The 22,935-nt window shown below is 70.8% G+C and carries 25 protein-coding genes and 1 tRNA gene; 17 read left to right on the top strand and 9 right to left on the bottom strand.

The window, feature by feature from the left end; all coding sequences use genetic code 11:
- Positions 1-7: 7 nt before the first annotated feature.
- Positions 8-346, bottom strand: a complete 339-nt coding sequence (locus ACX9GQ_RS15345; RefSeq protein ID WP_459630433.1) for a hypothetical protein — start codon at positions 344-346, stop codon at positions 8-10.
- 133 nt (positions 347-479) lie between these two features.
- On the opposite strand from ACX9GQ_RS15345, the gene ACX9GQ_RS15340 reads away from it, so the two are divergent.
- Positions 480-710 carry a DUF378 domain-containing protein gene (locus ACX9GQ_RS15340; RefSeq protein WP_459630432.1) on the top strand — a complete coding sequence of 77 codons (231 nt, stop codon included), beginning with the start codon at positions 480-482 and terminating at the stop codon, positions 708-710.
- Positions 711-795: 85 nt separating this feature from the next.
- Positions 796-1,335: a hypothetical protein gene (locus ACX9GQ_RS15335; protein WP_459630431.1), complete on the top strand. Its 540-nt coding sequence runs from the start codon at positions 796-798 to the stop codon at positions 1,333-1,335.
- Here the strand turns inward: ACX9GQ_RS15335 and ACX9GQ_RS15330 are convergent.
- Both ACX9GQ_RS15330 and ACX9GQ_RS15325 read right to left on the bottom strand, forming a co-directional pair.
- Positions 1,322-1,783, bottom strand: a complete 462-nt coding sequence (locus tag ACX9GQ_RS15330; protein WP_459630430.1) for a recombinase family protein — start codon at positions 1,781-1,783, stop codon at positions 1,322-1,324. The two genes, ACX9GQ_RS15335 and ACX9GQ_RS15330, sit on opposite strands and share 14 nt — an antisense overlap.
- Before the next feature lie 139 nt (positions 1,784-1,922).
- Positions 1,923-1,997: transfer RNA gene (locus ACX9GQ_RS15325), tRNA-Gly, on the bottom strand.
- 209 nt (positions 1,998-2,206) lie between these two features.
- On the opposite strand from ACX9GQ_RS15325, the gene ACX9GQ_RS15320 reads away from it, so the two are divergent.
- From ACX9GQ_RS15320 to ACX9GQ_RS15305, 4 genes are all read left to right on the top strand, one after another.
- Positions 2,207-2,737, top strand: a complete 531-nt coding sequence (locus ACX9GQ_RS15320) for a prolyl-tRNA synthetase associated domain-containing protein (protein WP_459630429.1) — start codon at positions 2,207-2,209, stop codon at positions 2,735-2,737.
- 133 nt (positions 2,738-2,870) lie between these two features.
- Complete coding sequence (trxA, locus tag ACX9GQ_RS15315) at positions 2,871-3,782, top strand: thioredoxin (RefSeq protein WP_459630428.1); 912 nt, start codon at positions 2,871-2,873, stop codon at positions 3,780-3,782.
- A 16-nt stretch (positions 3,783-3,798) separates the two neighbouring features.
- Positions 3,799-4,467, top strand: coding sequence for an LON peptidase substrate-binding domain-containing protein (locus ACX9GQ_RS15310; protein WP_459630427.1), 669 nt, complete (start codon positions 3,799-3,801; stop codon positions 4,465-4,467).
- Between the two features lie 14 nt (positions 4,468-4,481).
- Complete coding sequence (locus ACX9GQ_RS15305; RefSeq protein ID WP_459630426.1) at positions 4,482-4,712, top strand: Trm112 family protein; 231 nt, start codon at positions 4,482-4,484, stop codon at positions 4,710-4,712.
- On the opposite strand, the gene ACX9GQ_RS15300 is transcribed toward ACX9GQ_RS15305, so the two are convergent.
- On the bottom strand, positions 4,713-5,939 hold the full coding sequence (locus tag ACX9GQ_RS15300) for a ubiquinone biosynthesis hydroxylase (protein ID WP_459630425.1): 1,227 nt from the start codon (positions 5,937-5,939) through the stop codon (positions 4,713-4,715).
- A 99-nt stretch (positions 5,940-6,038) separates the two neighbouring features.
- On the opposite strand from ACX9GQ_RS15300, the gene tesB reads away from it, so the two are divergent.
- The 6 genes from tesB (at position 6,039) to xth (ending at position 13,724) form a co-directional block, all read left to right on the top strand.
- On the top strand, positions 6,039-6,908 hold the full coding sequence (tesB, locus tag ACX9GQ_RS15295; protein ID WP_459630424.1) for an acyl-CoA thioesterase II: 870 nt from the start codon (positions 6,039-6,041) through the stop codon (positions 6,906-6,908).
- A gap of 197 nt (positions 6,909-7,105) precedes the next feature.
- The gene (locus ACX9GQ_RS15290; RefSeq protein WP_459630423.1) at positions 7,106-7,444 is read left to right on the top strand and encodes a P-II family nitrogen regulator; all 339 of its coding nucleotides are present in this window, start codon (positions 7,106-7,108) and stop codon (positions 7,442-7,444) included.
- 28 nt (positions 7,445-7,472) lie between these two features.
- A complete protein-coding gene (locus ACX9GQ_RS15285) occupies positions 7,473-8,954 on the top strand; it encodes an ammonium transporter (RefSeq protein WP_459630422.1) in 1,482 nt (493 codons plus the stop codon).
- Between the two features lie 275 nt (positions 8,955-9,229).
- Positions 9,230-11,866: a DNA translocase FtsK gene (locus tag ACX9GQ_RS15280; RefSeq protein ID WP_459630421.1), complete on the top strand. Its 2,637-nt coding sequence runs from the start codon at positions 9,230-9,232 to the stop codon at positions 11,864-11,866.
- 47 nt (positions 11,867-11,913) lie between these two features.
- A complete protein-coding gene (locus ACX9GQ_RS15275) occupies positions 11,914-12,834 on the top strand; it encodes an outer-membrane lipoprotein carrier protein LolA (protein WP_459630420.1) in 921 nt (306 codons plus the stop codon).
- 74 nt (positions 12,835-12,908) lie between these two features.
- Positions 12,909-13,724 carry an exodeoxyribonuclease III gene (xth, locus tag ACX9GQ_RS15270; RefSeq protein WP_459630419.1) on the top strand — a complete coding sequence of 272 codons (816 nt, stop codon included), beginning with the start codon at positions 12,909-12,911 and terminating at the stop codon, positions 13,722-13,724.
- On the opposite strand, the gene ACX9GQ_RS15265 is transcribed toward xth, so the two are convergent.
- Together ACX9GQ_RS15265 and ACX9GQ_RS15260 are read right to left on the bottom strand one after the other, a co-directional pair.
- Entirely contained in the window at positions 13,708-14,193 is a 486-nt protein-coding gene (locus ACX9GQ_RS15265; RefSeq protein WP_459630418.1) for a cyclic nucleotide-binding domain-containing protein, read from the bottom strand. The two genes, xth and ACX9GQ_RS15265, sit on opposite strands and share 17 nt — an antisense overlap.
- A 7-nt stretch (positions 14,194-14,200) precedes the next feature.
- A complete protein-coding gene (locus ACX9GQ_RS15260) occupies positions 14,201-14,887 on the bottom strand; it encodes a response regulator transcription factor (RefSeq protein WP_459630417.1) in 687 nt (228 codons plus the stop codon).
- Positions 14,888-15,028: 141 nt separating this feature from the next.
- On the opposite strand from ACX9GQ_RS15260, the gene ACX9GQ_RS15255 reads away from it, so the two are divergent.
- A complete protein-coding gene (locus ACX9GQ_RS15255; RefSeq protein WP_459630416.1) occupies positions 15,029-15,559 on the top strand; it encodes a L,D-transpeptidase family protein in 531 nt (176 codons plus the stop codon).
- Positions 15,560-15,577: 18 nt separating this feature from the next.
- Positions 15,578-16,255, top strand: a complete 678-nt coding sequence (locus ACX9GQ_RS15250; protein ID WP_459630415.1) for an HAD family hydrolase — start codon at positions 15,578-15,580, stop codon at positions 16,253-16,255.
- A gap of 6 nt (positions 16,256-16,261) precedes the next feature.
- On the opposite strand, the gene ACX9GQ_RS15245 is transcribed toward ACX9GQ_RS15250, so the two are convergent.
- Positions 16,262-16,945, bottom strand: a complete 684-nt coding sequence (locus ACX9GQ_RS15245) for a YggS family pyridoxal phosphate-dependent enzyme (RefSeq protein ID WP_459630414.1) — start codon at positions 16,943-16,945, stop codon at positions 16,262-16,264.
- A gap of 142 nt (positions 16,946-17,087) precedes the next feature.
- On the opposite strand from ACX9GQ_RS15245, the gene leuS reads away from it, so the two are divergent.
- From leuS to holA, 3 genes are read left to right on the top strand one after another with little or no spacing between them, the layout of a single operon-like run.
- Positions 17,088-19,718 (top strand): leucine--tRNA ligase, encoded by a 2,631-nt coding sequence (leuS, locus tag ACX9GQ_RS15240; protein WP_459630413.1) that lies wholly within the window; start codon positions 17,088-17,090, stop codon positions 19,716-19,718.
- Complete coding sequence (lptE, locus tag ACX9GQ_RS15235) at positions 19,705-20,229, top strand: LPS assembly lipoprotein LptE (RefSeq protein WP_459630412.1); 525 nt, start codon at positions 19,705-19,707, stop codon at positions 20,227-20,229. The genes leuS and lptE overlap by 14 nt, the downstream gene beginning before the upstream one ends.
- 7 nt (positions 20,230-20,236) lie before the next feature.
- On the top strand, positions 20,237-21,256 hold the full coding sequence (gene holA / locus ACX9GQ_RS15230; RefSeq protein WP_459630411.1) for a DNA polymerase III subunit delta: 1,020 nt from the start codon (positions 20,237-20,239) through the stop codon (positions 21,254-21,256).
- A gap of 3 nt (positions 21,257-21,259) precedes the next feature.
- Here holA and ACX9GQ_RS15225 read toward each other — a convergent pair whose 3' ends face one another.
- Both ACX9GQ_RS15225 and ACX9GQ_RS15220 read right to left on the bottom strand, forming a co-directional pair.
- Positions 21,260-22,144, bottom strand: a complete 885-nt coding sequence (locus ACX9GQ_RS15225; protein ID WP_459630410.1) for a ParB/RepB/Spo0J family partition protein — start codon at positions 22,142-22,144, stop codon at positions 21,260-21,262.
- 37 nt (positions 22,145-22,181) lie between these two features.
- The coding region (locus ACX9GQ_RS15220; RefSeq protein WP_459630409.1) for a ParA family protein at positions 22,182-22,935 on the bottom strand (754 nt) is incomplete at its 5' end.

Here is a 22,935-nt window from a genome sequence, read left to right as displayed (position 1 = left end):
GGGGGCGTTACTTCTTCTCGCAGCCCGACACCACGTCGGCCGGATAGCGGCTGCGGTTGGCGAGCACACCGGCGCAGCGGTCCTCGCCCTGTCCGACGGTGCCCGTCGTGGCCGGGTCGTTCGCGCCGTTCCGGTTCATGGTGCCGCTGCCGGAGCCCATGGTCCCGCTGCTGCCGCCCGCGCCGAGCGAACCGCCCGCGCTGCCGGCCGCTCCGCCCGACACGCCGCCGGCGCCGCCGCTGGCGCTTCCGCCGGCCCCGCCGCTCGACTGGGCCAGCGCCATCGCAGGCAGCGCCACCGCGAGGCCCGCCGCCACGAGCATCGTCTTCAGGTTGATCATCGTCATCTCGGGTCTCCCATCGTGTTGCCGTGGCCATGCAACGCCGCGGGGTGGCAAGGGTTCGGCGCGACATCCGGGGAACGGACCTCCGTCACGCCGCGTTCGGCGGCAGGGATTTCGCCGCTCCAGGGAGGCCGCCGTGAAAGCCATCAACGTGATCGCCATGATCCTGCTGATCGTCGGCGGCCTGAACTGGGGCCTCGTCGGCCTGCTCGACGTGGACGCCGTCGCCGCGATCTTCGGCGAGGGGACGGGCCTCGCCCGGGCAGTCTATTGCCTCGTCGGCCTCGCCGCCCTGTGGGGCCTCTATCTCCTCAAGCCCGTGACCCGGGGGTCGGACGCGGGGTACGCGGTGGAGCGGTTCCGCTGAAAGACGACGCCCAGGAGCGCAGGTAGGGCTGATTTGTGCTGCCGATCCGGGTATCACGGGAGCGACGCTCTCGCTGGATGCCCGGATGACCTACGATCCCGCCGCCTTCGTCTCCACGCCCGCGCCCGGCCGCTCGTGCGGGACCTGCACCCTGTGCTGCAAGGTCTTCGACGTGCCCTCGCTGGAGAAGCCGGCCGGCCAATGGTGCCAGCACTGCGCGCCCGGGCGGGGCTGCGGCATCCACGAGACTCGGCCGCAGCACTGCCGCTCCTTCCACTGCATGTGGATGACCGAGTCGTGGCTCGGCCCGGAATGGAAACCTGAGCGGGCCAAGTTCGTCCTCACCACGGACCCCGCGACACGCAACCTTCTGGTTCAGGTCGACCCCGGTCACCCGCAGGCGTGGAAGCAGGCGCCCTACTACGCGCAGTTCAAGCGCTGGGCGCAGGCCGCGCTCGCCGAGAAGAAGCACGTCATCGTGTTCCTCAACCGCTCGGCGACGGTGGTTCTGCCGGACCGGGACGAGGCGGTGGGCGTGGTCGGGCCGGGCGACAGGCTGACGTTCAACCAGCGCGTCACGGCCCACGGCGTCATGGTGGACGTGAAGAAGGTCAGCCCTGCCTGAGCCCAGCGCCGCCCGGCAGGGGCTTGGCGCGCAGCAGGCGCCGGTCCTCGCGGCGCGCCACGAGCGCCAGTTCGCCCGCCGTCGAGCGCGTCAGGGCCGGTGAATCCAGCGCCACGACCTCGACGTCGGCGACGTGGAGCTGCGCGAGGAAGGTCCAGTCGCGGATCATCAGGCCGAGCTTGGGGAGGATGAGCACGGCATCGCGCTGCTTGCAGAGGTCGAGCCCCTTCCTGAGCTGGACGAACGCCGCGCGGTTGCCGTTCTCGTAGTCGACGAACTCGGCGATCACCTGCAGCCCGTGCGTGGCTGCGTACTCCTTCAGCCGCTTGCGCTGCGCCTCGAGCTCCGCCCGCAGCATCCCCTGCTGGCGTCCGGACACGCGGAAATACCCCACGGCCCGCGCCACGGGGATGGCCGGCATCAGCACGCCTTCGTCCGCCATCGACATGGCGGCGGACTCTAGGCGCTGGAGCCAAACGCAAGCTTAACGAGAAAGGCCAACCTCAAGCTGCCGGAGGTTGTAGAGGGCGCCGAAACGAGAAAGGCCGCTTTCGCGGCCCCGTTTTTCGTCAGCGCTGAGCGGAAACTGGAGCGGGCGAAGGGATTCGAACCCTCGACCCCAACCTTGGCAAGGTTGTGCTCTACCCCTGAGCTACACCCGCATCCTGTTCCGCGACGGCACCCGGCCGTCGGCGAGGCGGTATATGCCGCAACTCGCCGGGTGATGCAACAGGCTTCTCGCGGCATCCTTTCCGTCCACTGGCCGGGCGCGGCCCGCCGCGACGGCGCCCATGCCCGTGCCCGTCTTGCGGCCGGGCGCGTCACTCCTCTAGAACGCGGGCGCAGACCCTCTGGAAGGACTCCCCAGCCGATGGCCGACGCCCCCGCCCCGCGCACGCCGGACGATCTCTTCGCCGCCCTCGACTCGCTCGGGATCGCGCACGAGACGCAGCATCACCCGGCGGTGTTCACCGTGGAGGAATCGAAGCGCCTGCGTGGAGTCCTGCCGGGCGCGCACGTCAAGAACCTGTTCGTCAAGGACAAGAAGAGCAGGCTCTTCCTGATCTCGGCCGTCGAGGACACGCGCATCGACCTGAAGAAGGTGCACGAGCTGATCGGCGGCTCGGGCCGCGTCTCCTTCGGCTCGGCCGAGCTCCTGCGCGAGGTCCTGGGGGTCGAGCCGGGCTCGGTGACCCCCTTCGCTGCCATCAACGACACCGCCGGCCGGGCCACGGTCATCCTCGACGAGCGGCTGATGGCGCACGATCGGATCAACGTCCATCCGCTGGTCAACACGATGACGACCGGCGTGCATCGCGACGATCTCGTCCGGTTCCTGCGCTGGACCGGTCATGAGCCCGTCGTCGTCGCGCTGGAGAGTGCCGAGGCGCCGGCGGCCTGAGCCCCCGTGTTGCAGTTCGCGGGCGTTCATCCCACATTGTGACGACGCAGAGATCAGAGGCCGGCGGCAAGGCCGCCATGCACCGGACCCACCCGCGACGATTCGGGTCGGGCAGCCGGGGAGACGAAGGACGATGGCACTCGACGCGACGATGGCGGCCCCCGGCGGGCAGCAGGATACCCTTGTTTCCGACACCACCACGGCCGGCTTCCGGCAGGACGTGCTGGTCGAATCCACCCGCCGGCCCGTCCTGGTCGACTTCTGGGCCCCCTGGTGCGGGCCCTGCAAGCAGCTGACGCCCGTCCTCGAGAAGGTGGTGAAGGCCGCCGGCGGCAAGGTGAAGCTCGTCAAGATGAACATCGACGAGCATCCGCAGATCGCCGGCCAGCTCGGCATCCAGTCGATCCCCGCCGTCATCGCCTTCCAGAACGGCCAGCCCGTGGACGGCTTCATGGGCGCCCTGCCCGAAGGCCAGGTGAAGGCCTTCATCGAGCGCATCGCCGGTCCGGCCGGCCCCGACGCCATCGAGGAGGCGCTGAAGGAGGCGGAAGCCCTCGCCGCCAGCGGCGACACGGATTCTGCCTCCCAGATCTTTGGCGCGATCCTCGCCGAGGAGCCGGGCAACGTCCCGGCGCTGGCGGGCCTCGCCAAGATCCACGCCGACCGCGGCGAGCTGCAGGCCGCCCGCGACGTGCTCGCGGGCGTGCCGGCCGACAAGCAGTCCGATCCCGCCGTCGCCAGCGTGCGCGCCGCCATCGAGGTCGCCGAGCAGGCCGCCTCGCTGGGCGACCTCGCCGACCTGCAGGCCAGGGTGGACGCCAACCCGGCAGACCACCAGTCGCGCTTCGACCTTGCCCTCGGCCTGGCCGCCAAGGGGGACCGGGAGGCGGCGGTCGACCACCTCGTCGAGATCATCAAGCGCGACCGCACGTGGAACGAGGACGGCGCGCGCAAGCAGCTGGTGCAGTTCTTCGAGGCCTGGGGTCCCATGGACGACATGACGGTCGCCGGGCGCCGCAAGCTGTCTGCCGTGCTCTTCCGCTGACGGCGCGGGGCGGCGGATGAGCATCAACGCGGTCTACGGCGGCCCCTCCGACCTGCCCGGCGTCATCCCGGTGTTCCCTCTGCCCGGCGCGCTTCTCCTGCCGCGCGGGGAGATGCCGCTCAACATCTTCGAACCGCGCTACCTGTCGATGATCGACGACGCGCTCCGCTCGTCGCGCATCATCGGCATGATCCAGCCCGAGCTCGGGACCGGCGAGCTCAAGGTGCCCCGCCTGCTGACGGTCGGTTGCGCCGGCCGCATCACGCAACTGGCGGAGACCGGCGACGGCCGCTACCTCATCACGCTGACCGGCGTCGCCCGCTTCCGCGTGCTGGAGGAACTGGCCTCCGTCACCGCCTACCGCCAGTGCCGGGTGGACTTCGGCGCCTTCCCAATCGATTTCGAGGCCCGGGCCGGCGAGGACAAGGTCGACCGCGGCGCCGTGATCCGCACCTTGCGCGCCTTCGTCGACGCCAACGAGCTCAGCGTCGACTGGAAGGGCATCGAGGAGGCCTCGAACGAGGCGCTCGTCAACGCCCTGTCGATGATGAGCCCCTTCGACATCCGCGAGAAGCAGGCGCTGCTCGAGGCGCCGGACCTCAAGACGCGGGCCGAGATTCTCGTCGCCATGACGGAGATGGAGCTGGCGCGCGGCGACGACGGCTCGGAGACGCCGCTCCAGTAGCGGCACACAGGAGGATGCCCGTGTCCGGAACACCGCCCGCCGAAGGCCAGGCCGCCGCACCGGCCACGCCGCACCGCCTGGACCCGAGGCTTCTCGAGATCCTGGTCTGCCCGCTGACCCGCGGCCCGCTGGAATACGACGCGGAGAGGCAGGAGCTGGTGAGCCGGTCGGCGAAGCTCGCCTATCCGATTCGCGACGGCATCCCGATCATGCTGCCGGACGAGGCGCGGCGGCTCGACGACTGATCAGGGACGCTCGCCGCGCAGCAGGCGCGGCTGCGACGGCGACAGGCCCGCCGCCTCGCGGATGAAGAATCGCTTCAGCCCGGGCAGCCGGTCGACGACGCCGAGGCCGGCGTCGCGCAGCATCCGCAGCGGCGTCAGGTCGTTCGAGAACAGCCGGTTGAGGCCGTCGGTGGCCGCCCCCATGAGCACCGTGTCGAAGCGGCGCGCCCGCTCGTAGCCGGCGAGCACGTCCGGCGCACCGGGGTCGAGGCCGAGCGAGGCAGCCTCGACGACCGCATCGACGAGCGCGGGGACGTCGCGCAGGCCGAGGTTGAGGCCCTGCCCCGCGATCGGGTGCACGACATGCGCCGCGTCGCCGACGAGGGCCAGCCGGGGCCCGACGAACCGCCGCGCCACCGCGAAACTGAGCGGATAGGCACGAGGGCGGCTTTCCAGCGTGATCGGACCGAGGTGCAGGCCGAAGCGCCGCTCGATCTCCTCGTGCAGGTCGGCGTCGTCGAGATGCAGCAGGTCCTCGGCCGTCTGCGTCGACTCGGTCCACACGATGGAGGCCCGCCGGCCCTTGAGGGGCAGGATGGCGAAGGGTCCGCCGGGCAGGAAGTGCTCCTCGGCCCGGCCCTCGTGGTTGCGCGTGAAGGCGACGGTCGCGACGATGCCGGACTGCCGGTACGACCACGACACGACGCCGATCCCCGCCTCTTCGCGCAGCGGCGAGCGCGCGCCGTCGCAGGCGACCACCAGCCGCGCGGCGATGGTCTCGCCGGTCGACAGCCGCACCTCCTGCTCCTCCTCCTGCGGGTCGGCCCGCGTCACGCGTGCAGCCTTCAGGTCCACGCCAGCCGCCGTCGCGGCAGACGTGAGCGACGCCAGCAGGGCGTCATGACGGAGCATGTGCGCGAAGGCCTCTCCCGGGGCGACCTCGCCCGAGAAGGTGAGGAACACGGGCCGCACCGGGTCGTTCACCCGGCTGTCGGTGATCACCATGTCGAGGATCGGCTGCGCGTCCGCCGCGAGCGAATCCCACACGCCGAGCGCCTCGAGCATCCGCCGCGGACCGGCCGCGACGGCGAAGGCGCGGTCGTCGCGCCCGGCGGGGCGGGCGAGGGCGGGATCGCACAGCGTCACGGAGAGGCTGCCCCCGAGGGCCTGCCGCAACGCCGTTGCCAGGGCGAGCCCGGCGACCCCGGCTCCGGCGATGAGGATGTCGGTACGGGCCGCTTCGGCCATCCGGAGGCTCCGTTCTCGCTGGCATCGCCGCCGGGCTACGCCACGACTGGCGCCGCGACGGCGATGGTGATTGTCTCGGTCCCGACAACAGGAGTCATCATGAGTGCCGTCGACCGCCTGCTGACGCTTCTCGATCTTGAGCGCCTCGAGATCAACCTCTTTCGCGGTCGCAGCCCCCAGACCGGGTGGCAGCGCGTCTTCGGCGGGCAGGTGATCGGACAGGCGCTCGTCGCGGCATGCCGCACCGTCGAAGGCATCCGCCCGCATTCGCTGCACGCCTACTTCATGCTGCCCGGCGATCCGGCCGTGCCGATCATCTACGAGGTCGAGCGGCTGCGCGACGGGCGCAGCTTCGCCACGCGCCGCGTGAAGGCGATCCAGCATGGCCACGCGATCTTCAGCCTGTCCGCCTCCTTCCACCAGGAGGAGGCCGGGCTCGATCACCAGATCGGCATGCCCGACGTGCCCCCGCCGGAGGACCTGCCGGGCGAGGACATCTTCCGCTCCAGCATGCTGGCTCACCTCCCGGACGCCGTGCGCGCCTATTTCAGCCGCGAGCGGCCGATCGAGGTGCGTCCGGTCGACCTCAGCCGCTACACCAGCACGGGACCGCGCCCGCCGGTCTCGCACGTCTGGATCCGCGCGACCGCGACCCTGCCGGACGACCCCGTCGTGCACCAGTGCGTGCTGGCCTACGCCTCCGACATGACGCTCCTCGACGCAACGCTCGTCGCCCACGGCAAGTCGGTGTTCTCGAAGGAGGTCCAGGCCGCGTCGCTCGACCACGCCCTCTGGTTCCACCGCGGCTTCCGCGCCGACGAATGGCTGCTCTACGCCCAGGACAGCCCCTCCGCGAGCCGGGCGCTCGGCTTCGCCCGCGGTTCGATCTTCACCCGCGACGGGGTCCTCGTCGCGTCGGTCGCGCAGGAGGGACTCGTCCGCCTGCGGGGAGAAATGCCTAGCGAATAGGCATCTGCTGGAAAAACGGCCTGATCGAAGGGTGGCAGTCCTGCCGGCTGCCCAACCTTGAGTCGTTTCTGCCGTCTTTTCGCGCATCGAACGCGAAGGCGACGACCGCGGCGGAAATCTGGCACGGCCCTTGATTGTCGGACCCCGGCTCGAACCGTGCGCGAAGGCGCAGGTGGCGTAACGGGGAACCGATATCCATGAAAATCGTGATGGCGATCATCAAGCCGTTCAAGCTCGAGGAGGTCCGCGACGCGCTGACCGCCATCGGCGTGCACGGCCTGACCGTGACCGAGGTGAAGGGCTACGGCCGCCAGAAGGGTCACACCGAGATCTACCGCGGCGCCGAGTACGCGGTGAGTTTCCTTCCCAAGCTGAAGATCGAGGTCGCGGTCCCCTCCGACGTCGTGTCGAAGGTGATCGACGCCATCTCCTCGGCCGCCAAGACCGGCCAGATCGGCGACGGCAAGATCTTCGTCTCCCCGATCGAACAGGCGGTCCGCATCCGCACCGGCGAGCGCGACGGCGACGCGCTCTGATTTCAAGAGGCCGACAGGAGTTTTCGTGATGAGAATGACTACGTTCATGAGGGCCGGCCTCGCCGCCGCGACGTTCGCGGCCCTTGCCGCGGTGCCGGCGCTGGCGGAGGAGGCGGCCGCCGCGGCGCCCGTGCCCAACAAGGGCGACACCGCGTGGATGCTGGTTTCGACGATCCTCGTTCTTCTGATGACGGTTCCCGGGCTCGCGCTGTTCTACGGCGGGCTCGTCCGCACCAAGAACATGCTGTCGGTGCTGAGCCAGGTGTTTGCCATCGTCGCCCTGGTCGCCATCATCTGGGTCACCTACGGCTACTCCCTGGCCTTCACCAACGGCGGGGCGCTGAACGCCTATGTCGGCGGCTTCTCCAAGGCGTTCCTGGCGGGCGTCGACACCACCACGGTGGCGGCGACCTTCTCCAACGGCGTCGTCATCCCCGAGCTGGTCTACATGGCCTTCCAGATGACCTTCGCCTGCATCACCCCGGCCCTGATCGTCGGCGCCTTCGCCGAGCGCATCCGCTTCTCGGCGGTGCTGCTGTTCACGGCGCTCTGGGTCACCTTCGTGTACTTCCCGATCGCGCACATGGTCTGGTACTGGGCCGGTCCGGACGCGCTCGCTGCCGCCGCCAAGGCCGTCGCGACCGCCGGTGACGCCGCTGCCAAGACCGCCGCGCAGGCCAAGCTGGACGAGGTCACCGCCGACGCCGGCCTGATCTTCCAGTGGGGCGCGCTCGATTTCGCGGGCGGCACCGTCGTGCACATCAACTCAGGCATCGCCGGCCTCGTCGGCGCCCTGATGATCGGCAAGCGCATCGGCTACGGCAAGGACCTGATGGCCCCGCACTCGCTGACCATGTCGATGATCGGCGCCTCGCTGCTGTGGGTCGGCTGGTTCGGCTTCAACGCCGGCTCCAACCTCGAGGCGAACGCCACCGCGGCGCTGGCGATGGTGAACACCTTCGTCGCCACCGCGGCCGGCGCCCTCGCCTGGCTCTTCGTGGAGTGGGCCGCCAAGGGCAAGCCGACGATGCTCGGCCTCATCTCGGGCGCCGTCGCCGGCCTCGTGGCCGTGACCCCGGCCTCCGGCTTCGCCGGCCCCATGGGCTCGATCGTCCTCGGCCTCGTCGCCGGCGGCGTCTGCTTCGTGTTCTGCAGCAGCGTGAAGAACGCCTTCGGCTACGACGACTCGCTGGACGTCTTCGGCATCCACTGCGTCGGCGGCATCGTCGGCGCGCTGGCCACGGGCATCCTCGTGAACCCGGCGCTCGGCGGCGGCGGCATCCCTGACTACATCTCCAAGCCGGGCGAACTCGCCATCGCTGAGTACGTCTTCAGCGCCGCCTTCACGGCTCAGGTGAAGGCCGTCCTCCTCACGCTGGTCTGGTCGGGCGTCGGTTCCGCCGTGCTCTACAAGGTCACCGACATGATCGTCGGCCTTCGCATCAGCACCGAGAAGGAGCGCGAGGGTCTCGACATCGCCGAGCACGACGAGCGCGCCTACAACTACTGAGGCCGGGCATCGCTCCACCAGCCCCTCCCGGCTGGTGGACCCCGGATGCTCCAGATGTTCCGCCGCGGAGCGACCCGAAGGTCGGCTCGTCCCGCGCCGGGGTTGGAGGGCCTGGCCCTCCGGTTTCCTCCCTGAACTGGGCGGCCGGTGTTCCGGCCGCCCTTTTTCATGGGACCGGCGCCGTAAGGTTAAGGAGGCATTAACCGCGCCCTCCCTACCGTGCGAGGAGGGACCGGCCGCGCCGCGCCGGACCGTTCCACCGCCTGGGTTCCGTGATGCGCACTACGCGGGCAAGCCGTTCCGGCTTCGAGCACGTTTCGGAGATCGTCCGGGACTTCATGTGGAGACGCGCGGCCGAGATCGCCGGGCTGGCGATGCTCGCCTTCGCGGGCGCCTGCGGCCTCGCCCTCGTCACGTGGTCCGTCCAGGACCCCAGCCTGAACCACGCCATCGACGGCCCTGTCCGCAACGCGCTGGGCCGGCCCGGCGCCATCGTCGCCGACATCCTGATGCAGCTGATCGGCGTGGCCTCGATCGCCCTCATCGCTCCGCCCGCGCTGGCGGGCGTGCGCCTGCTGGGCGGCCGGCCGCTCGTGCGGGCCCGTCTCCGCACGCTGCTGTGGATCGGCGGCACGCTGGCCGCGGCCGCCGTCGCCAGCGCCCTGCCCGCCACCGCCCGCTGGCCCCTGCCGACGGGTCTCGGCGGCGTCGTGGGCGATTTCGCTTTCTCCCTGTTCCGCGGCCTGACCGGCCAGGAGCACGGGCCGATGCGCGTCCTCGTGACGCTCGGCCTCGCCCTGCTCGCCATCCTCGGCCTTTCCGCCGCCGCAGGCTTCGGCTTCGACCAGGCCGAAGCCGAGGAGCAGGAAGCACGCGAGAAGCGTCCCGCCCGCCTCGAGGACCTCGACGAGGACGACGGCGCCGGCGAGCCTGGCCTCGGCATTGTTTCCGTGGGGGCGATCTTCCACGGTCTGCTGTCCGTGAAGGGCAGCGCCGTCCGCTTCTGGCAGCGACGCCGGTCGTCCGCCCGCCCCGGCCTGCTGGCGCGCCTGCGCGCCGCCGTCCCGGCCCCGAAGCGGCAGGAGGAGGACGACCCGCTCGCCGCCCTGCGCCGTCGCATGATCGACCGGACCGAGCCCGGCTTCGGCCCGCCGCCGGCCGGCCCCGCGCCCGTCGCGCCCGGCGGGGCCATGGACGACGACGACTTCGCCGACGAGGACGACGCGCCGCCCCCGCCGCCCGCCCGGGCCGAGGCCCCGATCATCGACGGAACCGCGCAGCCGCGCGTCGCGCCGCGCGCCCCGGCGCCCAAGCCGGGCAAGCGGCTGGCGCGCGAGGCGCAGCCCTCGCTTCTCGACGAGGACCGCTACCACCTGCCGCCGCTCGCCCTGCTGGCCGAGCCGAAGAAGACCGGCGTCGCCACGGTGTCGACCGACGCGCTGGAACAGAACGCCCGCCTGCTGGAAGGCGTGCTGGAGGACTTCGGCGTCCGCGGCGAGATCATCAACGTCCGCCCGGGCCCGGTCGTCACGCTCTACGAGCTGGAGCCCGCCCCCGGCATCAAGTCGTCGCGGGTCATCGGTCTCGCCGACGATATCGCCCGTTCGATGAGCGCCGTCTCGGCCCGCGTCGCGGTGGTTCCGGGTCGCAACGCCATCGGCATCGAGCTGCCCAACCAGAAGCGGGAGACCGTCTACCTGCGCGAGCTGCTGGCCTCCGAGGACTTCGAGAAGACCAAGCTCAAGCTGGCCCTGTGCCTCGGCAAGACGATCGGCGGCGAGCCGGTGATCGCCGAGCTCGCCCGCATGCCGCACCTCCTCGTCGCCGGCACCACGGGCTCGGGCAAGTCGGTCGCCATCAACACCATGATCCTGTCGCTGCTCTACCGGCTGCAGCCGGAGCAGTGCCGCCTCATCATGGTCGACCCGAAGATGCTGGAACTCAGCGTCTACGACGGCATTCCCCACCTGCTGACGCCCGTCGTCACCGACCCCAAGAAGGCGGTCGTGGCGCTGAAGTGGGCCGTCCGCGAGATGGAGGAGCGCTACAAGAAGATGTCGAAGGTCGGCGTGCGCAACATCGACGGCTTCAATGCCCGCGTGGCCGAGGCCAAGGCGAAGGGCGAGGTCATCACCCGTACCGTGCAGACCGGCTTCGACCGCGAGACCGGGGCGGCCGTGTACGAGGACGAGGTCATGGACCTCGAGCAGCTGCCCTACATCGTCGTCATCGTCGACGAGATGGCCGACCTCATGATGGTGGCCGGCAAGGACATCGAGGGCGCCATCCAGCGCCTTGCGCAGATGGCCCGCGCCGCCGGCATCCACGTCATCCTCGCCACGCAGCGCCCGTCGGTGGACGTCATCACCGGCACGATCAAGGCGAACTTCCCGACCCGCATCTCCTTCCAGGTGACGTCGAAGATCGACAGCCGCACCATCCTCGGCGAGATGGGCGCCGAGCAGCTGCTGGGCCAGGGCGACATGCTCTACATGGCCGGCGGCGGCCGGATCGGCCGCGTTCACGGGCCGTTCGTGTCGGACGACGAGGTCGAGAAGGTCGTCGCCCACCTCAAGATGCAGGGCCGGCCGCAGTACCTCGAGGCCGTCCTGCAGGACGACGAGGAGGCCCCGGGCGAGGAGGCCGACGGCGGCGCCGTCTTCGACAAGGGCGAGTTCGGCGCGCCCGGCGGCGACCTCTACGATCAGGCCGTCGCGGTCGTGCTGCGCGACCGCAAGGCCTCCACGTCCTATATCCAGAGGCGGCTGCAGATCGGCTACAACCGCGCGGCCTCTCTGATGGAGCGCATGGAGAACGAGGGGATCGTGGGGCCGGCCAACCATGCCGGCAAGCGCGAGATCCTCATGGAGCAGCCCGCGGGACGCGGAGACGCGCCCTTCGACGACGACTGACGCGGCGAGGTCGCGAAAGCGCCACAACAGGGGGCTACCCGGACGGCATGGACATCAGGCGACGAGCGACGCGATTCACGGCCGGCACCCTGCTCGGCGGGGCCGCCCTGCTGGTGGCGTCCGCCGCCGGCGCGCAGCCTCTGCAGCTGCAGCCGCCGCGTCCGCCGGGATCCGTCGGCACGCCCGCCGCGCCCGCTCCGGTCACCGCACCGCCGGCCGCGGCGGCGCCCAAGCCCGCGCCGGTGGTTCAGGCCCGCCCGATTCCGCTCCCGCCGCCCAGGCCCGCCGGCCTCGCCGAGGGCGCCGCTCCGAGCGCGGCCGCGCCGGAGGAGAAACAGGTCGCCCGGCCTGCTCCGGTCCCCGCCGCGCCGGCGCCGGCCGCGACCGTGCAACCGGTGGCAGCGGTCGAAACATCGCCGGACGCCGTGCTCCGGCGCGTCAATGCATCGCTCAACGCGCTCTCGTCGATGCAGGCCGAGTTCGTGCAGACCGGCAGCAACGGCCGCCGCGTCGAGGGCAAGCTCTTCCTGCAGAAGCCGGGGCGCCTGCGGTTCGAATACAAGGCGCCGGCGCAGCTCGAGATCGTCGCCGACGGCACGTCGGTGGTGATCCGCGACCGGAAGCTCGGCACGCAGGACATGTACGGCATCGGCCAGACCCCGCTGAAATTCCTGCTGCGCGACAAGGTGGACCTCGCCCGCGACACCCGCCTCGTCGAGGTGAACCCATCGCCCGACCTCGTCTCGGTGCAGATCGAGGACCGCTCCACCTTCGGCGGGACGTCGCGGATCGAGCTCTTCTTCGACCCCAGGTCCTACGCGCTGCGGCAGTGGACCGTGGTCGACCCGCAGGGCTACCAGACGGCGGTGGCGCTGCGGAACGTCGACACGAACCACCAGCCGGATCCCGGCCTGTTCCAGATCGACTATTCCCGCAACATGCCCAACATGACGGGGAGCAACCGCTGAGGCGGTGACGGTGGCGCTTGCCCTCCCGGGTCCGACGCTTTAGCCCTTCCCGCGACCATCCGCGGGAGACGAGCGTGCGCTTCACCGTCGCGACCTGGAACATCAATTCGGTTCGGCTGCGCGCCGGTCTCGTCGGGCAGTTCCTCGAGACCCACGCCCCCGACGTCCTGTGCCTGCAGGAGACGAAGTGCCCGGACGACAGCTTCCCGCTGTCGGCCTTCCGCAAGCTCGGCTACCACCACGTCGCCGTGCACGGGCAGAAGGGCTACCACGGCGTCGCCATCGTCTCGAAGCTGCCCTTCGAGGCCCGTGACGCGATCCGCTTCTGCGACAAGGACGACGCGCGCCACGTTGCCGTTACCCTGACCAAGGACGCGGGCGCTGCCGCGGGGATCACGCTCCACAACTTCTACGTGCCCGCCGGAGGCGACATCCCCGACCCCGAGGCGAACGTGAAGTTCGCCCACAAGCTGCAGTTCCTCGACGAGATGGTGGCGTGGGGGCGCAAGGACCGCCCGGCCGCGGGCCGGTCGATCCTCGTCGGCGACCTGAACATCGCGCCGCTCGAGCACGACGTGTGGAGCCACCGCCAGCTGCTCGACGTGGTCTCTCACACGCCCGTCGAGACGGAAAAGCTCGGCATCGTGCAGGAGGCGGGCGACTGGGTCGACGCGGTGCGCACGCTGCGCCCCGAGCCGGAGAAGCTGTTCACCTGGTGGAGCTACCGCGCCCAGGACTGGCAGAAGGCCAACCGCGGCCGCCGGCTCGACCATGTCTGGCTGTCGCGGGGGCTGGAGGGATCGCTCGCCGGCAACACCATCCTGTCGGAAGCCCGTGGCTGGGAGCGCCCGTCGGACCATGTACCGGTGATGGTCAACCTCGAGCTGTGACGGGGGTCGTGTCGTCGAGCGCCAGCAACTGGCGCCGCACGCCGCCCAGGTCGCCCGTCATCGCCTCCAGCCGCGCCAGGCAGTGCGCCTGGACCGAAGCCGCGACCTCCGGGAACTCCTCGAGCACGCGCCGGAAGACGTGCCGGCTGATCTTCAGCACCGAGCAGGGCTCCCGCACGATGGCGGTGGCCGGGCGCTGCGTGTCGACGATCAGCGCCAGCTCCCCGATCAGCGTCCCGGTGGTGGCCACCATCGGCGCGGGTGACCCGTCGTCGGCCTCGTCGAGGGCCACCGCCCCGCTGGTGACGACATAGCCGCCGTCCGACATGTCGCCGCGCCGGAACAGCAGGTCCCCGGCTCGGTAGACCCGGTTCTCGGCGGAAAACGCGATCAGCCGCAGCGCGTCCTCGTCCATCGCCGCGAAGAGCGGCACGGTCTGCAGGATCGCGATGTCGCGCTTGAGCGCCATGGAACTCTTACGGGTTGAGCTTGTAGCCGCCCGATTCCGTCACGAGGATCTGCGCGTTGGAGGGATCGCGCTCGATCTTCTGCCGCAACCGGTAGATGTGGGTTTCCAGCGTGTGCGTGGTCACGTTGGCATTGTAGCCCCAGACCTCCGTCAGGAGCACGTCGCGGGTGACCACCTTGGAGTCGGCCCGGTAGAGGAACCGCAGGATCGCCGTTTCCTTCTCGGTGAGCTTCAGCTTGGAGCCCTGCGGCGACACGAGCAGCTTGGCGCTCGGCCGGAACGTGTAGGGCCCGATCGTGAAGATCGCGTCCTCGGAGGCCTCGTGCTGGCGCAGGTGGGCCCGGATCCGGGCCAGCAGCACCGCGAACCGGAACGGCTTGACGACGTAGTCGTTCGCCCCGGCCTCGAGCCCGAGCACCGTGTCGCCCTCTGAATCGTGCCCGGTCAGCATGATGATGGGCGAGCGGAACCCGCTGCTGCGCATGATCTTGACGGCGTCGCGACCGTCCATGTCGGGCAGGCCGACGTCCATCAGCGCGAGGTCGACGCGGTTGTCGCGCACGAAGGCGATGGCCTTGCCCGCGGTGTCGACCGTGGTCGTGGTGAACTCCTGGTGGAGGGCCAGCTGCTCGCAGACGGCAGCCGCCAGTTCGAGGTCGTCGTCGACCACCAGGATGGTACGCACATTCGACATCAGTCGCAGTCCCCGGGGCGTCCTGCCGCGACCCGGACTTGGTGCGCGGCAGGCCCTGTGATTGAAGTAGACGAGAGAGGCGTCGCTTCGCAAGCACGCCCCACCCCGGCGCCGGAGCCGAAGAGTGCTGCAAATCCGCCCATGATCGCGCCGTCCCGTCTCCTGTACGTCCGTGTCGACCCGCTCGATCATCGCCGTGGCCGGATCGGCATCGGCCATCGCACCTATCCCTGTGCCCTTGGCCGAAGCGGAGCCACGCGGCGCAAGCGGGAAGGCGACGGCGCCACGCCGCTGGGCGTGCTGCGCCCCCTCGGGGTGTTCTGGCGGCGCGACCGCGTCACCCGCCCGCTGTGCCTCCTGCCGCGTCGGCCGATCCAGGCAAACGACGGGTGGTGCGACGACGTGAATCACCCGCGCTACAACCGTCCCGTCCGGCTGCCCTTCCCGGCCAGCCATGAGACCATGCGGCGCGCCGACCACCTCTACGATGTCGTGATCGACCTCGACTGGAACCGCCGCCCGGCGATCCGCGGCCGCGGCAGCGCCATCTTCCTCCACCTCGCCCGGGCGGGCTACGCGCCCACCGAAGGGTGCATCGCCGTCTCGGCGAAGACCATGCGCCTCCTGCTCCCCCTGCTGACGCCGGCGACACGCCTCGTCGTCACGCGCTGACCCTGCAAGGATCCCCCGATGCCCGTTCCGCCGCGCCCCGGCCTGCTGTTCGACCTCGACGGCACGCTGGTCGAGACCGACCCCGTCCACTTCGCGGCCTTCAACGACGTGCTCGCCAAGTACGGCAAGCCGACCGTCGACCAGCACTTCTACGACACGCACATCATCGGCCACCCCAACGCCGACATCTTTGCCCGCCTCTTTCCGGACCGGGACACGCAGGAGCACCGCCGCCTCGCCGACGAGAAGGAGGCGCTCTTCCGCTCGCGGGCCGGCGACCTGGAGCCCGCAGCCGGTCTCTTCGACCTTCTGGCATGGGCCGAGAGCCGCGGCGTCGCCATCGCCGTGGTGACCAACGCGCCGCGCGCCAATGCCGACATGATGCTGGGGGCGCTGGGGCTCGGCGGACGGTTCCCGCACGTCGTCATCGGCGACGAGCTGCCCCATCCCAAGCCGCACCCGATGCCCTACCTCGTCGGCCTGGAGATGACGGGCGCCAGCCGCGGCCATACCGTCGCCTTCGAGGATTCGCGGTCCGGCGTGCGCTCGGCGGCGGCTGCGGGCCTCGGCGTCGTCGGCATGGCCACGTCACTGGCGCCCGACGACCTCATCGCCGCCGGAGCCCGCCGGGCCGCCCGCGACTTCACCGATGCGGATCTGATCGCCTTCGTGCGCGAGACGACCGGCGTCGCCTGAGGCTGCTCAGCCGCGGGCGCCGAAGATGGCGCTGCCGACGCGGACATGGGTGGCGCCGAGCTGGATCGCCTCCTCGAAGTCCGCGCTCATGCCCATCGACAGCAGGCCGATGCCGTTGCGCAGGGCGATGGCGGCCAGCAGCGCGAAATGCGGCGACGGCGGCTCGTCCGCCGGCGGGATGCACATCAGCCCCTCGATCGGCAGGGACCAGCGCTCCCGACACGCGGCGAGGAAGGAATCCGCCTCCCCCGGCGCGATGCCGGCCTTCTGCGGTTCCTCGCCCGTGTTCACCTGGACGTAGAGCCGGGGCAGGCGTCCGCGCTTGCCCTTCTCCTGCGCCAGCGCCACGGCGAGGCTCTCGCGGTCCACCGTCTCGATGACGTCGAACAGCTGGCACGCGTCACGGACCTTGTTGGTCTGCAGCGGGCCGATCAGGTGCAGCTCGATCCCGGGGAATCGCTCGCGCAGGCCCGGCCACTTGCCCGCGGCCTCCTGGACGCGGTTCTCGCCGAAGACGCGGTGGCCGGCCTCCAGCACGGGCGCGATTCCCTCCGCGGGAATGGTCTTCGACACCGCGACCAGCCGGACGTCGCCGGGCGCCCGGCCCGCATCCTCCGCTGCCCGTCCGATCGCCGCCTCGACGTCGTGGAGCCGCGCCACGGCGTCGATGCCCGTCGCCTGCCCTGCCATGGTCCGATTCCCTTGCTCCCCGCGCCGATTGACCGGCGCAAGCATTCGTGTCCTAGTCCGGCCGGGTCGGGCGGCGCAAGCCGCGCGAACCCTTTTCCGTGTCCGCCCGTCCCTTGTCCGATTTGCCGAGCATACCCGCACCATGATGTCCGAGCGCTACAACGCCCGCGAGGCCGAGCCGAAATGGCAGAGCGTGTGGGAGGAGCGTGAGCTTTTCCGCACCCGCAACGACGATCCGCGGCCGAAGTACTACGTGCTCGAGATGTTCCCCTACCCGTCGGGGCGCATCCACATGGGCCATGTCCGCAACTACGCGATGGGCGACGTGGTCGCCCGCTACAAGCGCGCCCGCGGCTTCAACGTGCTGCATCCCATGGGGTGGGACGCCTTCGGCATGCCGGCCGAGAACGCCGCCATGGCCAACAAGGTCCACCCGGCGCAGTGGACCTACGCCAACATCGCCACCATGCGCGGCCAGCTGAAGAGCATGGGCCTGTCGCTGGACTGGCACCGCGAGATCGCGACCTGCGATCCCACCTACTACAAGCACCAGCAGCGGATGTTCCTCGACTTCCTGGCCGCCGGGCTGGTCGACCGCAAGACCGCCAAGGTGAACTGGGACCCCGTGGACCAGACCGTGCTCGCCAACGAGCAGGTGATCGACGGGCGCGGCTGGCGCTCGGGCGCGCTCGTCGAGCAGCGCGAGCTCACCCAGTGGTTCTTCCGCATCACCGATTTCGCGCAGGAGCTGAACGACGCGCTCGACACGCTGGACCGCTGGCCCGAGAAGGTCCGCGTCATGCAGCGCAACTGGATCGGCCGCTCGGAGGGCCTGTCCGTGCGCTTCGCGCTCGATCCCGCGACGACCCCGTCCGGGGAGACCGACCTCGAGATCTACACGACCCGCCCGGACACGCTGTTCGGCGCCAAGTTCATGGCGCTGGCGCCCGACCATCCGCTGGCGCGGGCCGCCGCAGAGCGCGACCCGGCGCTGGCCGAGTTCATCGCCGAGTGCAAGCGCACCGGCACGGCGCTGGAGCTGATCGAGAAGGCCGACAAGAAGGGCTACGACACGGGCATCCGCGCCGTGCATCCCTTCGACCCGTCGTGGACGCTCCCCGTCTACGTCGCCAACTTCGTGCTCATGGAGTACGGCACGGGCGCCATCTTCGGCTGCCCGGCGCACGACCAGCGCGACCTCGAGTTCGCCAACGCCTACGGCCTCGGCAACCAGGTCGTGGTCTGCCCGGCGGGCGTCGATCCCGCGGGCTTCGTGGTCACCGACACCGCGTTCGACGGCGACGGCCGGATCGTCAACTCCCGCTTCCTCGACGGCATGACGATCGCCGAGGCCAAGGAGGAGGTTGCCCGCCGGCTGGAGCGCGAGACGCGCGGCAACGCGCCGGTCGCGCGGCGCAAGGTCAACTTCCGCCTTCGCGACTGGGGCATCTCCCGCCAGCGCTACTGGGGCTGTCCGATCCCCGTCATCCACTGCGACGCCTGCGGCGTGGTGCCGGTCCCGGTGGCCGACCTGCCGGTGAAGCTCCCGGACGACATCGACTTCGACAAGCCGGGCAACCCCCTCGACCGTCACCCCACGTGGAAGCACGTCGCCTGCCCGACCTGCGGTGGAAAGGCCCGCCGCGAGACGGACACGATGGACACCTTCGTGGATTCCTCGTGGTACTTCGCCCGCTTCACCGATCCGTGGCGGGAGGACGCGCCGACCGACCGCTCGGCGGTGGATTCGTGGCTGCCCGTCGACCAGTACATCGGCGGCATCGAGCACGCGATCCTGCACCTGCTCTATTCGCGCTTCTTCACCCGCGCCATGAAGCGGACGGGCCATGCCGGGCTCGACGAGCCCTTCGCCGGCCTCTTCACGCAGGGCATGGTGGTGCACGAGACCTACAAGGGGCCGGACGGCGGCTGGGTGCCGCCCTCGGACGTGAAGATCGAGGCGGAGGGCGCCACGCGCCGCGCGACGCTGCTGTCGACCGGTGCGCCGGTCGAGATCGGCCCCATCGAGAAGATGTCGAAGTCCAAGAAGAACACGGTGGACCCGGACGACATCATCGGCACCTACGGCGCCGACACCGCGCGCTGGTTCATGCTGTCCGACTCGCCGCCCGAGCGCGACGTCATCTGGACCGAGGAAGGCGTGCAGGGCGCCGCCCGCTTCGTTCAGCGCCTGTGGCGGCTCACCGGCGAACTCGCGACGCTGGCCGCCGCGCCCGGCACGCCGGCCCCGGCCTCGTTCACCGAGGAGGCGCTGGCGATCCGCAAGGCTGCCCACCGCGCGCTGATCCGCGTGGAGGAGGATGTCGAGCGGCTGCGCTTCAACCGCTGCGTCGCCCATATCTACGAACTCTCCAACGCCCTCTCGGCCGCCGTCGGCGCCGTGGCGAGCGAGCAGCGCCCGGCCGACCTGGCCTGGGCCTTCCGGGAGGCAGCCGACATCCTGGTGGCGATCCTGTCGCCGATGATGCCCCACCTCGCCGAGGAGTGCCGGGCGGCGCTGGGCCACGCGACACTCGCCGCCGAGACGCCCTGGCCCGTCGCGGACCGCTCGCTGGTCGTCGAGGACATGGTCACGCTGCCGGTGCAGGTGAACGGAAAGAAGCGCGCCGAACTCGTCATCGCGCGCGACGCCTCGGAGGAGGCGGTCAAGGCCGCGGTGATGGCGCTCGACGCCGTCCAGCGCGGACTCGAGGGCCGTCCCGTCCGCAAGATCGTCGTGGTGCCGCAGAGGATCGTCAATGTCGTCGGTTGATCGCCGGTCCCTGCTGCGCACGGTCGTCCTCGTCGGCCTCCCCCTGGCGCTCGCCGGCTGCATCCGGCCGATGTACGCGCCCACCTCGGGCCCCGGCGGGGACGTCGCGGCCCGGCTGGCCCAGGTCGCGGTGGACCCCGTCCAGGACCGCCTTGGCCACTACCTCGTGCAGGAGACCCGCTTCGAGCTGTTCGGAGCCGGGGAGCCGCCGCAGCCGAAGTACCGGCTGACCATGACGGTCAAGGAAAGCATCCAGTCGGCCACGGTGAACACGCTGACCGGCCGCACCACGTCGGCGACCCTGGTGGCGACGGTCACCTTCCAGCTGACCCCCTACGAAGGTGGCAGCGTGCTGATGCAGGGGACGGCCACGGCCACGGCCACCTATGACCGCACCCAGCAGCGCTTCGCCTCGACCCGCGCGGCAAGGGATGCGGAGATACGGGTGGCGCGGACCCTCGCGGACCAGATCCGGACCCGCATCGCCGCGCACTTCGCCACGGCCAAGTAGTCCCGTCGTGGCCCAGCGCAAGGCGCACGAGGTCGACGCCTTCGTCCGCCGCCCCGATCCGGCCTGCCGCATCATTCTGGTCTACGGCCCCAATGCCGGCCTGGTGGCCGAGCGCGCCCGCGAACTGGCGCGCGGCGCGGTCGACGACCCCGAGGACCCCTTCCAGCTCATCCGGCTCGACGGCGACGAGGTCGCCGGCGATCCGCTCCGGCTTGCGGACGAGGCCAACACGATCGGGCTGTTCGGCGGCAAGCGGTCGCTGTGGGTGCGCGTCGGGGCGCGGAACCTGGCACCTGCCGTGGCACCCCTGCTCGTCGCACCCCCTGCCGATGCCGTCGTCGTGCTGCAGGCCGGAGACCTGACCCCGCGCCACCCGCTGCGCCAGGCCGTGGAGGCGAATCCGCGGGCCATGGCGCTGCCCTGCTATGCGGACGAGGCGAGGGACCTCGCCGGTTTCGTGGAGAGCCTCCTGCGCGAACACGGCCTCGGCATCGAGCGGGACGCCCGCGACGCGCTGGTGGCGACACTGGGCGCGGACCGCGCCCTCAACCGGCAGGAAGTCGAGAAGGTCGCCCTCTATGCGCATGGCGACCGGACGGTGACGCTGGACCACGTCGAGGCGATCGCGGCGAGCTCTGCGGTTTCGGCCGTCGACGGGGTGGTGGACGCGGCCTTCGCCGGCGAAGGCCTGGCGCTGGACATCGGGCTGCGGGCGGTCGTCGCGGAGGGCGAGGACCCCGGCATGGTCGTCGCCGCGGCGCTGCGCCATGCGATGGTGCTGCACCGCGCCCGCCTCGGCATGGACCGTGGCGGCTCGGCGGACGCCGCCCTCCAGCAGGCGCGCATCTTCTTCAAGCGAAAGGCGAGCGTGCAGCGCCAGCTGCAGCTGTGGTCGACGGAAAACCTCGAGGACGCCATCGGCCTGCTGCGCGAGGCGCAGGCCAGCACGCGGCGGCAGGCCCGCCTGGGCGAGGCTCACCTCGCCCGCACCCTTCTCCAGATCGCCTCCCGCGCCCGCCGGCGCTGAAGTTCAGTCGCGCAGGCGCCGGCAGACGGTGTCCAGCTGGTCCAGCGTCTTGTACCGGATGCGGACCTCGCCGCCTCGCGCCCCGTGGCGGATCTCGACGGCCATGCCGAGGACATCCTCGAGCGCCTTCTCAAGCGCGCGGGTGTCCGGATCCTTCTCCCGGGTGGCACGAGCCGCGGGCTCGGCGGCGGGCTCGACCGCCCGCGTCGCCTCGTCCTGAGCGAGCCGCTCGACGTCCCGGACGTTCAGGCCCTTCTCGATCACGGCCTTCGCCGTGCCCTCCGGATCCGGCACGGACAGCAGCGCCCGCGCGTGCCCCGCGCTGAGCTCGCCGCGCTGGACATGCGCCTTCACGCTCTCCGGCAGCTTCAGGAGGCGCAGCGTGTTGGCCACGTGGCTGCGGCTCTTGCCGATGATTTTCCCGAGGTCGGCCTGGGCATAGCCGAACTCGCCGATGAGGCGCTCGTAGCCCTGCGCCTCCTCCAGCGGATTCAGGTCGGCGCGCTGGACGTTCTCGATGATCGCCAGCTCCAGCGCCTCGCGGTCGCCGGCCTCGACGAGGAGCACCGGAACGTCGTGCAGGCCGGCGCGCTGCGCCGCCCGCCACCGCCGCTCCCCGGCGATGATCTCGTAGACGTCGGCCATGCCGGGCAGCGTGCGCACGAGGATGGGCTGGATGATGCCCTTCTCGCGGATCGAAGCCGCGAGGTCCTCCAGATCCGCATCGTCGAAGCTCTTGCGCGGGTTGCGCGGGTTGGGCCGGAGGAACTCGACGGGAACGCGACGCTGGCCGCGGCTGCGCTCGACGGCAGCCACCTCGTCGCCGACGTCGCCGATCAGCGCGGCGAGGCCACGGCCGAGGCGCGGGCGGGCGGGTTCGTCGGCCATGGCGGCCTCCTTCTTCATACGCACGACGGTGTTCATGTCAGGCTGCCTGCAGGGCGCGTTCACGCTGGATAATTTCGGAGGCGAGACGAAGATAGGCCTGCGCCCCGGTGCACTTCAGGTCGTAGAGCAGGACCGGCTTGCCGTGGGACGGCGCCTCGGACACCCGGACATTGCGGGGGATGATGGTCTCGTAGACCTTCTCGCCCATGAACTGCCGCACGTCCTGCACCACCTGGGTGGAGAGGTTGTTGCGCGGATCGAACATCGTCAGCACCACGCCGTGGATGGTCAGCCGCGGATTGAGCGCCGCGCGCACCTGCTCGACCGTCTTGAGGAGCTGGCTGAGACCCTCCAGCGCGAAGAACTCGCACTGCAGCGGCACCAGCACCGCATCGGCGGCGCTCATCGCGTTGATCGTCAGCAGGTTCAGCGACGGCGGGCAGTCGACGAGAATGTAGGTGAAGCCCTCGCCGCCCGCTTCGAGCGACTGCGCATGCAGGGCGCGAATGGCGCTCCGCAGCCGGAAGGCCCGGTCCTTCTCCGCCGCGATCTCCAGCTCGACGCCGAGGAGATCGAGCGTCGAGGGGGCCACGGACAGCCGGGGAACGGCCGTCTCCAGCACGACCTCGCCAAGCGTCGCATCACCCACGAGCACGTCGTAGGTGGAACGGGTGCGGCTGCGCCGGTCGATGCCGAGCCCTGTCGAGGCATTGCCCTGCGGGTCGAGGTCGACGATCAGCACGCGCTCGCCGATGGCCGCCAGGGCCGTGCCCAGGTTGATCGCGGTGGTC

The sequence above is a fragment of the Alsobacter sp. R-9 genome (assembly GCF_054612375.1).
Note: the sequence above shows the minus strand (reverse complement) of the source record. Positions and strands in the feature narration are given on the sequence as shown.

Bases quoted from the DNA above. Each gene is read 5' to 3' on its own strand.
- ACX9GQ_RS15345 (WP_459630433.1), bottom strand. From the start codon at position 346: ATGACGATGATCAACCTGAAGACGATGCTCGTGGCGGCGGGCCTCGCG.
- ACX9GQ_RS15335 (WP_459630431.1), top strand. From the start codon at position 796: ATGACCTACGATCCCGCCGCCTTCGTCTCCACGCCCGCGCCCGGCCGC.
- ACX9GQ_RS15330 (WP_459630430.1), bottom strand. From the start codon at position 1,783: ATGTCGATGGCGGACGAAGGCGTGCTGATGCCGGCCATCCCCGTGGCG.
- ACX9GQ_RS15320 (WP_459630429.1), top strand. From the start codon at position 2,207: ATGGCCGACGCCCCCGCCCCGCGCACGCCGGACGATCTCTTCGCCGCC.
- trxA (WP_459630428.1), top strand. From the start codon at position 2,871: ATGGCACTCGACGCGACGATGGCGGCCCCCGGCGGGCAGCAGGATACC.
- ACX9GQ_RS15310 (WP_459630427.1), top strand. From the start codon at position 3,799: ATGAGCATCAACGCGGTCTACGGCGGCCCCTCCGACCTGCCCGGCGTC.
- ACX9GQ_RS15305 (WP_459630426.1), top strand. From the start codon at position 4,482: ATGCCCGTGTCCGGAACACCGCCCGCCGAAGGCCAGGCCGCCGCACCG.
- ACX9GQ_RS15300 (WP_459630425.1), bottom strand. From the start codon at position 5,939: ATGGCCGAAGCGGCCCGTACCGACATCCTCATCGCCGGAGCCGGGGTC.
- tesB (WP_459630424.1), top strand. From the start codon at position 6,039: ATGAGTGCCGTCGACCGCCTGCTGACGCTTCTCGATCTTGAGCGCCTC.
- ACX9GQ_RS15290 (WP_459630423.1), top strand. From the start codon at position 7,106: ATGAAAATCGTGATGGCGATCATCAAGCCGTTCAAGCTCGAGGAGGTC.
- ACX9GQ_RS15285 (WP_459630422.1), top strand. From the start codon at position 7,473: ATGAGAATGACTACGTTCATGAGGGCCGGCCTCGCCGCCGCGACGTTC.
- ACX9GQ_RS15280 (WP_459630421.1), top strand. From the start codon at position 9,230: ATGCGCACTACGCGGGCAAGCCGTTCCGGCTTCGAGCACGTTTCGGAG.
- ACX9GQ_RS15275 (WP_459630420.1), top strand. From the start codon at position 11,914: ATGGACATCAGGCGACGAGCGACGCGATTCACGGCCGGCACCCTGCTC.
- ACX9GQ_RS15265 (WP_459630418.1), bottom strand. From the start codon at position 14,193: ATGGCGCTCAAGCGCGACATCGCGATCCTGCAGACCGTGCCGCTCTTC.
- ACX9GQ_RS15260 (WP_459630417.1), bottom strand. From the start codon at position 14,887: ATGTCGAATGTGCGTACCATCCTGGTGGTCGACGACGACCTCGAACTG.
- ACX9GQ_RS15255 (WP_459630416.1), top strand. From the start codon at position 15,029: ATGATCGCGCCGTCCCGTCTCCTGTACGTCCGTGTCGACCCGCTCGAT.
- ACX9GQ_RS15250 (WP_459630415.1), top strand. From the start codon at position 15,578: ATGCCCGTTCCGCCGCGCCCCGGCCTGCTGTTCGACCTCGACGGCACG.
- ACX9GQ_RS15245 (WP_459630414.1), bottom strand. From the start codon at position 16,945: ATGGCAGGGCAGGCGACGGGCATCGACGCCGTGGCGCGGCTCCACGAC.
- leuS (WP_459630413.1), top strand. From the start codon at position 17,088: ATGATGTCCGAGCGCTACAACGCCCGCGAGGCCGAGCCGAAATGGCAG.
- lptE (WP_459630412.1), top strand. From the start codon at position 19,705: ATGTCGTCGGTTGATCGCCGGTCCCTGCTGCGCACGGTCGTCCTCGTC.
- ACX9GQ_RS15225 (WP_459630410.1), bottom strand. From the start codon at position 22,144: ATGGCCGACGAACCCGCCCGCCCGCGCCTCGGCCGTGGCCTCGCCGCG.